Source organism: Ideonella sp., from assembly GCF_044358605.1.
Taxonomy (GTDB): domain Bacteria; phylum Pseudomonadota; class Gammaproteobacteria; order Burkholderiales; family Burkholderiaceae_C; genus Ideonella.
This window is the reverse complement of sequence record NZ_JBIKNQ010000096.1, coordinates 1-9363: the sequence shown is the minus strand read 5'-3', so window position 1 is coordinate 9363 and position 9363 is coordinate 1. Positions and strand designations below refer to the sequence as shown.

General features: G+C 60.1%; 6 protein-coding genes. 5 read left to right on the top strand and 1 reads right to left on the bottom strand.

All coding sequences use genetic code 11. From position 1 onward, the window contains the following. On the bottom strand, window positions 1-2124 hold a 2124-nt coding region (locus ACIQ3Q_RS21615), incomplete at its 3' end, for a hypothetical protein (RefSeq protein WP_396271305.1). Between the two features lie 359 nt (window positions 2125-2483). Here ACIQ3Q_RS21615 and ACIQ3Q_RS21610 point away from each other — a divergent pair. The 5 genes from ACIQ3Q_RS21610 to ACIQ3Q_RS21590 all read left to right on the top strand — a co-directional run. Further along, the gene (locus tag ACIQ3Q_RS21610) at window positions 2484-3290 is read left to right on the top strand and encodes a hypothetical protein (RefSeq protein ID WP_396271304.1); all 807 of its coding nucleotides are present in this window, start codon (window positions 2484-2486) and stop codon (window positions 3288-3290) included. A 1-nt stretch (window position 3291) separates the two neighbouring features. Further along, window positions 3292-4575: a glycosyltransferase family 4 protein gene (locus ACIQ3Q_RS21605; protein WP_396271303.1), complete on the top strand. Its 1284-nt coding sequence runs from the start codon at window positions 3292-3294 to the stop codon at window positions 4573-4575. Window positions 4576-4601: 26 nt separating this feature from the next. After that, window positions 4602-7400, top strand: a complete 2799-nt coding sequence (locus ACIQ3Q_RS21600; RefSeq protein ID WP_396271302.1) for a glycosyltransferase — start codon at window positions 4602-4604, stop codon at window positions 7398-7400. A 96-nt stretch (window positions 7401-7496) separates the two neighbouring features. Beyond that, window positions 7497-8786 carry a glycosyltransferase gene (locus ACIQ3Q_RS21595; protein ID WP_396271301.1) on the top strand — a complete coding sequence of 430 codons (1290 nt, stop codon included), beginning with the start codon at window positions 7497-7499 and terminating at the stop codon, window positions 8784-8786. Continuing rightward, window positions 8783-9363 (top strand): hypothetical protein (locus ACIQ3Q_RS21590; protein ID WP_396271300.1); only part of this gene is annotated, 581 nt, incomplete at its 3' end. The genes ACIQ3Q_RS21595 and ACIQ3Q_RS21590, both read left to right, overlap by 4 nt.

Here is a 9363-nt window from a genome sequence, read left to right as displayed (position 1 = left end):
GTCTTTAAAAAACTTCAGAGAGCCCGGCGCGGTTTGCTCCAGGCGCGTCAGGTGAACCTGCAAATGGTCCACGGTCTGTAGCGCTTCTTGAGGGCTGGTGAGGGTGTCAAAAATATTGCCGTCATAGCGTCGTGCCAACACTGCGGCTTCCATTTGCTGCAAGCTGCTGTTCACGTCGTGCAGGCTGGGGATCAGGCGCTTGAGCGCATCGGCAATACGTTCATACACCCGGTGCAAGGCGGTGCCATCCATCACGGCTGATTTCTGGCCCGCGTTGGCCTGCTTTTGCAGCAAGGCTTTGGTCTCGTCCAGCACCTTCATTTCGTCTTTAAAAAACTTCAGAGAGCCCGGCGCGGTTTGCTCCAGGCGCGTCAGGTGAACCTGCAAATGGTCCACGGTCTGTAGCGCTTCTTGAGGGCTGGTGAGGGTGTCAAAAATATTGCCGTCATAGGGTCGTGCCAACACTGCGGCTTCCATTTGCTGCAAGCTGCTGTTCACGTCGTGCAGGCTGGGGGCCAAAGAACTCTCCTTCCAGAACGGGTTGACCCCCTCTGTCTCCATCGTCTCCGCTGCCTTCTTGATCTTCTCGATCGAGCCCAACAGCGCGGATGAGCTGGCCTTCAGGTCATAACTCTTGGCGTCCCCCAGCAGTCCTCTCAAGTCGTCCAGCTCTTGCCGCAGCGCCCGCTGAGCACCATAAAAATTCTCTGAAGGCGTTTTGATTTGGCCTTGGTAAGAAGGGCGTGAGAGGTGAATGTTGCCGCGCGCCGGCTCTGCGGCGTTGGCATAAGCGTTGAACGCAGTGTCGAGCTGCCGCAGCTCCTTCGCCAAACCTTGGCGATCCTCCTCTTGCTGAGCCAGGCGCGGGTTGGCCGCAGGTTGGCCCTGAGCGGCCAGTTCAGCGGCTGGCGGGCCGCCTGCCACACTGCGGCTCGGCTCCAAGTCGGCCACTTGTTGGCCAATGTGCTGCAGCTTCACGATGGTGTGGGCCCGCTGCAGGCGCAGGTCATAGCTGGACAGGTTGAGCTTAGCCAGATCCTCCCCCGCGCGCTGCCGCGCTTTGGCCACGCCATCTTTCACATCTTTCGTGCCATCCCGAGAGTGGTCCAAGTTTTTGAGCTGCGCTGCCGCTTTCTGTAGCTCCGTGGTCGCTCGGTGAAAGCCGGTTTGCCAGTTGGCGCGGTGACCCTCCCCAAACTCCTGCACCTCAGCCATGGCAGCCTTTTCCAAGGCTGCCAAATCTTTCTGTGCCGCTTTCACCGCCGCATGGCAACTCTGTGCATCAGGCGCTTTAGGTTGACCTTCGTTCTTGGCTTGCGTGCCGTGGTGAGCATCCAGCAACTTGTCAATCACCTCAAGACCACGCAGGGAGTCGTTGACTAGGGTTTCCGCCGCCGGGACGATGACCTTCAAGGCCTGCAGCGTCTGGCCGTACTCCTGCACGGCCGCCTTGGACTCCTCGTACTTTTTGTGCTGCTCAAACGCCCATTGCGGCCCGGGCCCTGATGGCCCTTTGAGCTTGCCCAAGTCCTGCTCGGTCACCAGCACTGCTTTCTTCAGTGCCGTTTCTCCTCCAAACACCATTTTTTGCAGCTTTTCGGCCCAGCGCTCGTCCAGCGGGCCGAGTGCCTGCCTAATGATGGGCCCCAGATCTTTCAAGCTGCCCGTCAGATTGCTGAAGACGCGCTCCAGGCTCTCTGCATGCTGTCGTTCCCGCGCCTCGAGCGCCGAGGGCGCTGCTTCGATCACGATCTTTGCCGGTCTTCCCTCACCTTGAAGGGCGCTCAACTCGGGGGGCCTGACCTTGGGCGTGAGCTTGATCCGCAAGCCGCCGTTCTCTGCGACCCCTGGGGTCACGTCAAACTGACTGGTGACGCGCTCCAGGCTCTCTGCATGCTGTCGTTCCCGCGCCTCGAGCGCCGAGGGCGCTGCTTTGATCACGATCTTTGCCGGTCTTCCCTCACCTTTAAGGGCGCTCAACTCGGGGGGCCTGACCTTGGGCGTGAGCTTGATCCGCAAGCCGCCGTTCCCTGCGACCCCTGGGGTCACGTCAAACTGACTGGTCGGCACCTGTGCGGGGGATGTGTGCTCAGTCCGGTTGGAGGGGTTCTTTTGGATGTTCATGGCTTGAATCGTCTGGCGTTGAAGAAGGTACCCTGGTCGGACTTTTTATAGTGCGAGCATTCCCGAGCGCTCAACCCACGGTCTTGCCGGCACTGAAGTTGCGCCCGCCAAAGCGAATCCCATCGCCCCAGCCCCCCCTAAAACAAGGGGTCGTTACATCTAAGGATGGTCACGGCTTATGGCCTTGCATTGAGGTATGCCGTGTGCATAAATTGCCTAGTGTGCTGACATAGCTTTGACCTATGCCGTGCATTGCTCCACTATCATTCGATACATTCAATACACGCCCGCAATGTTTTTTTGCGGAAGAGATGTAAGCACCGGCGCAGCAGTTTTGCGCTGACTACCCTCCGCACCCCATGGCCGTTATCAAGTTCCCCGGTTTCCCTGTCAGCATCCCCGCTAGCGAGCTGATCTACGGCACAGATTCAGACTTTGTCATCAACGCCTACTTGGCCTTGCAGCACCAATGGCCGGACCAAGGGGGGTATGAGCACTACCTCTATGTGCTGAGCCAGCACCCTGGCCATCGGCTCAAGGTGCTCAAGGAGATTGCCAGCTCTGACGTGGCCCGCTACAGCGGCACCAAGCTGGAACAAGACCTGCCCGACAACCACCTTTGGGCCAAAAGCCTCAACGACCCCCAGCGCTATCTGCACACCAGCCACGGTTTGCGTGTCGCCAAGATCTTGAGCGACCTGCAAGGTTTGCGCTCACTCATCGGCAACCTCAGCCTGGGCAAGCTCAGTGAAGCATTGCGCACGGTGGTTGATACCCAGCAGGCGCATCTGGCTGCGCTGGAAAGCCGCCTGGCTGACAACACCAGCCTGGTGCAAGCCCTGGAAGCCAGGCTGTTAGAGCTGGGTGGTGCACCTGCGGCCCCGGCCGAGCCCGGCACCGACAGCAGCGACAGCGCCTGGGTGCACACCGCCCTGCAGCGCCTGACCCAACGCTTGGGCCAGATGGAGCAACAAGCACAAGAGACCCAATCCCTGCGCCAGCAACTGGACGACACCCGCGCCGAGCTGGCCGCTCTCAAAGCCCACACCCACGGGCAAATCAAGCGCGAAGTGGCCGAGTACGTCAACGCCATGCTGGCCGCCAGCCGCGCGCAAGAGCACACCCCCACCGCCGCACCTGCCGCCTCTGGCGAACCCAAGGTCTGATATGTCCGCACAACAGCCCCATCCTCTGGGCGCGTTCGCGCCTGCGCGCAACCCTGTGGTGATCTTCACACCCCTGCCGCCCGCCAAGAGTGGCATTGCCGACTACAGCCTTGAACTGCTGGCCGACCTGGTGGCCGCCAGCCCACAGCGCGACATCGTGGTGGTGGCACCACAGGCCAAGGCCTATGCCAACCGGCCCTGGCGCGCCATCACCCCCGACGAATACCAGCGCTGCCCCGAACTGCACAACGCGCCCACCGTCTACCAACTGGGCAACAACCGCGACCACGTCTTCGCCTATAACGCATTTCTTAAGCGCCCAGGCGTGGTGGTGATCCACGACTTCAACCTGCACTACCTGGTCGAAGACGCCACCCTGGTGCTGGGCGACGTGGCCGCCTACCGCCGCACCATGGTGGACGAATACGGCGAGCCTGGCGGCACCCTGGCCGACCTGCGGCAACTGGGCTACTTCTCGGAAAGCCAGAAGCTCACCCTCAGCCTCACCGGCCATGTGCTGCGCCGGGCCACCGGCATCATCGTGCACAGCCAGTGGGTGTTTGACCGTCTCCCCTCCGAGGCCAAATCCCGCGCCGTGGTGGTGCCCCACCACTTTGCGCCCCAAGCCCTGCACTACGAAGGCCTAGACCGGGCAGAAGCCCGCAGCCGCCTCGGGCTGGACCAAGACCTTTTCACCGTGCTGGCGCTGGGCTACATCACCCCGCCCAAACAAGTGCAGGCCACCTTGGCCGCTCTAGGCATGCTCAAAAAGCGTGGCCTGAAGTTCCGCTTCCTGATTGGCGGCGAGCGCAACCCCAGCTTCGACATCGACGCCCACATTCGCAGCCACGACCTGGTGGCCGAAACCACCATCACCGGCTTCCTGAAAGAAGACGACTTCTTCCACTGCATTCGCGCGGCCGACCTGCTGGTCAACCTGCGCTACCCCACTGTGGGCGAAAGCTCAGGCACCCTGGCCCGTGCGTTGGTGTTGGGCTTGCCCGCCATCGTCCACAACTTTGGCCCAGCGGCGGAGTACCCCGAGGGGGTAGTCCGCAAAGTGCCGCTGGAGCCCGGCACCCCCTTTGTCTTGGCCGAGACCATTGAGGCCCTGATGCAACAAACCGAGGCTCGCCAGCACCTGAGCCAGCGAGCCCGCGCCCACATGCACCAACACTGCAGCGTGGCTGGGTCGGCCCAGCGGTATGCGCAAGTGTTTGAGCGCTTCTTTCCGCTGGCCCCCGACCCGGCTGCTGCACAGGCCGACGCGGCTGCCGTGGCCTGACCCCGCCCCTGCCCGACTGCCTGCGTATGCACCTGCCTCAAGACACTCTCTTGCCCCCACCGGGCCAGCCCCTGCCCACGCTGATGGGCGAGGCCAGCGCGGAAGACCTGGGCCAGCTCTACCTGGCCATCTTGGGCCGCGAAGCCGAGGCCCAACTGCTGCGCAAACCCCCGCTGCGCCCGCTGCACGACATTGCCGACGAAATGCTGCGCAGCGACGAGTTCAACTACCACGTGCTGCAAGCCGTGGTGCAACAACGCAGCCTGCCGCACGACAAGCTCACGGAGGCCCAGCGCAGCAGCCTGGGCCAGTGGCTCACCGAGCGCGCCGCCTGCGCGCCACTGCCTGCTGACCTGGCCACCCCTCCTGCCCTTCAAGCTGACGCCAGCGCCGTTCGGGCTGAGCTTGGCGTAGCCCAAGAGCCCCCATGCCCCGCCGAGCTGCTGCTGCGCTTGGCCAGCCACCCGGCCTTAGCGCCGGTGCTTTACTTGGCCCACGGCAGCCTGTTCACCCAGGCGCTGGAAGATCTTTCAACCCTGCTGCTGGCCGGCCAACTGCGCCTCAAGGGCAAGATCGAGTTCGTCAACCGCGAGTTCATCCAGGGCTGGGTGGTCGATGCCTCTGGCCGCCGCCCCCAACTGCAAGTGGAGGTGCGCAACAACGGCCGCCTAGTGGCTGCTGCCAGCGCCCACAGCTACCGGCCCGACATCCACCAGCTCTATGGCGGCAGCGGCATGGCTGGCTTCAGGGCCAAGTACAACCCCACGCTCTTCCCCCCCGGCCAGCCGGTGTGCTTCACCCTGCACGAAGCCAGCAGCGGCGTGATGGTGGGCCCGGCCTACACCTTCGGCAACAGCTTTTTTGACCAACTCAGCGTGGCCCAAATGCTGGCCAAAGAGTTTGCCGACATCAAGCACCGGCTCGACGTGCTGGCCGGCATGGTGCCCCAGGCCCTGAGCTACAGCGCCTTTCCGCTGGAGCACTTCGACCTCTACCGCCAAACCCACCGCGTGGCCCCGCCGCCCTGGCTGCTGGCTGAACAAAGCAGCCCGGTCCGTCGCCCCCACCAGCGCCCCAGCCAGCGCTTTACCGTGTTGCTCGACGCCACCCGAGCCCGCAGCGCCACCGCCGTGCGCATCAGCATCGACAGCCTGCGCCACCAAGTGGGCGACGTGCCCTGGCAAGCCTGGGTGGTGGGCGACGAGCCCGACGTGGCCGACGTGGCCGCCATGCTGGGCGCCGTGCACCCTCAACTGCGCCACCTGCCCACCTGGGCAGACGCCCAGCAAGCCCTGGCCCGCCTGGCCCAAGACCCGAAACAATGGACCCTGCTGCTGCGCGCTGGCGAGCTGCTGGACCCGCACGCCCTGGCCTGGCTGCTGGGCGCCGCCCAGCCCGAGGCCAACCCCGCCCAGCCCGAAGCCACCCCCCAAGCCCCCGTGGCCCTGTATTGGGACGAAGACCGCCTGGAGCACCGCACGGGCCAAGCCCCGCACCGCGCGCCGCGCCACGTGGCCCCGGTGCTACGCGCCGCCTTTGACGCCGACGCCCTGCTAGAACTGAACGTGCTGGGCACCAGCTTTGCCGTGCAAGCCCAAGCCTTGCAGGCCGCCACCCACCTGCTGGCCGCCCACCCGCAAATGCCCGAGCCCCCGGCGCCAGACGACGCCAACCAGCCCGCCCTGGTGGCCCAAAGCCCGCTGCACCCCTTGAGCTTGCCCGAGCGCGAGCGCCTGGCCTGGGCCCTGCACGCCCAAGGCCCGCTGCACCACGTGCCCCAATGGCTGCTGACCCGCACCCACGAAGCGCTGGACATCAACCAAGACAAGCCCACCGATGTAGACCACCCCCGCCTGGTGGCCCAAGCCAGCCCAGAGGCCCTGCAGCCCCTGCTGCCCGCCGCCTGGCAAGCCCAGCGCTGGCAACGCGTGCCAGACCCAGTCGCCCCGCAACTGCCCAAGCCCCTGGTGCGCTGGGCGCCGCAGCGCCCCAAAGCCATCTTGAGCGTGCTGATCCCCACGCGCGACCACTGGCAACTGGTGCAACAGTGTGTGGAGAGCCTCTACGCCCAAGCCCTGCACCCCGAAGCGCTGGACGTGCTGGTGGCCGACAACGGCAGCACCGAGCCCGAAACCCTGGCCTACCTGGCCCAGGCCCAAGCTGAAGGCCGCCTGCGCTGCCTGCGCATTGATGCGCCCTTCAATTGGAGCCAGCTCAACAACCGCATGGCCGCTGCCGCCAAGGGCGAACTGCTGCTCATCCTCAACAACGACACCCTGATGCTCACCCCCCAGTGGGACGACATCTTGCGCGGCCAACTAGAGCGCCCCCACGTAGGCGCCGTGGGCGCCCGCCTGCTATTTGAGGACATGACCCTGCAGCACGCCGGCATCCAATTTGGCTACGAGAACTTTGTGGGCCACGTGGCCGCCGAGCAGCCGCCAGATGATGCGATGGCCCTGTTCGAAACACAGCTCACCCACGCCGTCAGCGGTGCCACCGGCGCCTTCTTGGGCTGCAGGCGCGAGGTGTTTGAGGCCACCGGCGGCTTTAACGAAGCCGACTTCGGCGTCACCTTTAACGACGTGGACTGGTGCATCCGCGTGCGCGAGCTGGGCCTGGCCGTGCTCTACGTGCCCCTGCTGAGCATGGTGCACTACGAATCCAAATCACGCGGGTTCGACTTTATGAACGAACGCAAGCAAAAGCGGGCGGAGCATGAGCGGGATCAGATCTTGCAAAGGTACCCCAGGCACTTTACGGGTGACGTATACCGGAACAGCAATTACAGCAGTTGGTCTATCGAACGAAATTCTTTGCGCTAAAGTTTTTGCCGCTCGATTTTAAAATTGAGACCAGCGTGATAACAAAATTCAAATGTCTGCGATGACATTTGAGTAATCTAGGCGAGTGAAATTAACATGAATGCAGGCAGCAGGAAAATGCTCAAAAAGAGTGATTCAATACTTGAGCATCAGAAAGTCCCCAGAACTGTATATTTTTCGTTCTGCCATCCAGATGTAAGTCCTGGGGGTGCTCAGGCCGTTGCGAAGCGCCTTCATGATGAGCACGTTCGAAAACATGGCGTAGGTAGTTCTCTGTTCATTGGAGCAATGATTGGAGGCGGTCCAAAGCGGTCGGCAGGATCAAACTTAATTCAAGTCAAATCAGATGAGTTTATTTATATCTGCGACAGATTCGATTATCTATACTTCACAAATTACGACTATGAGGGGCAGCAGGCAATAATTCGTCTAGTTGAATCTTTCGATCCGACACAGTTGCACTTCCATCACTTCATGGGATTCGGGATCGATTTCATGTTTGCTTTGCTGTCATCGAGTAAAGCAAAGAAGATATTCACCATTCATGAGCATATGTTGGTCTGTCACAATGATGGCCACTTGGTGCAAAAGAACAATAATGGAATATGTGATGGTCCGCATCCTGCCCGATGTGCAACTTGCATGCCTGAGTACAGATATGACTATTTCCAGCACAGGCTAGCACATCTGGCGTCGATTGTGGAAATGTGTGATGTGGTTACTGCGGTAAGCGAATACACAGCGGGCGTAATTCAAAGGTCTATAAAAACGAGAGAGCCAATTGTCTGCATTCCCAATGGCCCATTTAAGGCAACAGTAGCCGAAGGTAAAATAGATACCAACACCCTTAATGTTGCATACATAGGTCAAGTGCATCAAACAAAGGGCGTACACTTACTATTGGCAGCTATAGAGAGCTTAGTGGAGGAGCATCCTGAGTATGCGAAGCGAATCTCTATCACAATATGGGGTAGCATTGTCCAGCCAGAGTATCGAAAAAAGATAGAGGCCCAATTGGCCAGACTGCACGCACTCGAAGTGCGTTCAAGGCTTGGTGGAGTGTATAGCTCTGCGAACTTAAAGAATATCTTACATGATGCCAATGTGGTGGTGGTTCCTTCTTTATGGCCAGAGAGTTATTGCATAACTGCAGATGAAGCAGTTATGTTGGGGAAGATATTGATCTGCACAGAGTTCCCTGCCGCAACTGAACGGTTTGAAAGCACGGATTCGACTGTATTTGTGAGTCCGGGCAGTGCCGTTGCCATCGAGAGAGCATTTGAAAGATTGCTCAAGGCTGGGAGCGTCGAAATATCTTCAAATATGAAGTTTTCCTACAAGGACTTCTCAGAGATATTCGAATTGTATGAGCAGGCTACATTATGAGTGATAGTGAAATGGCAAATGTAAGTGACATGATGGCCGCTTTCGGATGGGATCTCGCTGTTTACAGGTCCAACAACAGCGACCTCGTATCCTTCGTTGATGAAGAGTTGGCTCAGCACTTTGTTATGAATGGCTTTCGCGAGCAGCGAAAGTATTCAAACCTCGAGCGTCATCAACTAAACATTGAGCGCAGAATTCTTGGCAGCGGAATTTTGGTGCTTTATGGATGGGCTGACCGAGAAATCTCGGAGGGCGGAATTCTTTCTGTGATCGATGATCGGATTGCAGGGAAGCATATAGCTACGGCGAGGGGCGATTTCGCCGCCGTTTGGCGAGATGACGTCTCGGGCCATCTTAATGAAGCCCCCAGGAAGACGAGATTTGGCTTCATTGGCTTCTTTGACATAGGAGAGGATGTCGGGTCTGCCGATTTAAGGAATTCCATATTACTCATCAATGGTGAGGCGTATGAGTTGGGTGAGCTAGAGCGAGATAAAAGAGATAATCTGGATCTGATGATCGAAATGTATCGAAATCTCGAAGGTGGTGCTGTATATGATGAATTGCTACTCATCTT

Bases quoted from the DNA above. Each gene is read 5' to 3' on its own strand.
- ACIQ3Q_RS21610 (WP_396271304.1), top strand. From the start codon at position 2,484: ATGGCCGTTATCAAGTTCCCCGGTTTCCCTGTCAGCATCCCCGCTAGC.
- ACIQ3Q_RS21605 (WP_396271303.1), top strand. From the start codon at position 3,292: ATGTCCGCACAACAGCCCCATCCTCTGGGCGCGTTCGCGCCTGCGCGC.
- ACIQ3Q_RS21600 (WP_396271302.1), top strand. From the start codon at position 4,602: ATGCACCTGCCTCAAGACACTCTCTTGCCCCCACCGGGCCAGCCCCTG.
- ACIQ3Q_RS21595 (WP_396271301.1), top strand. From the start codon at position 7,497: ATGAATGCAGGCAGCAGGAAAATGCTCAAAAAGAGTGATTCAATACTT.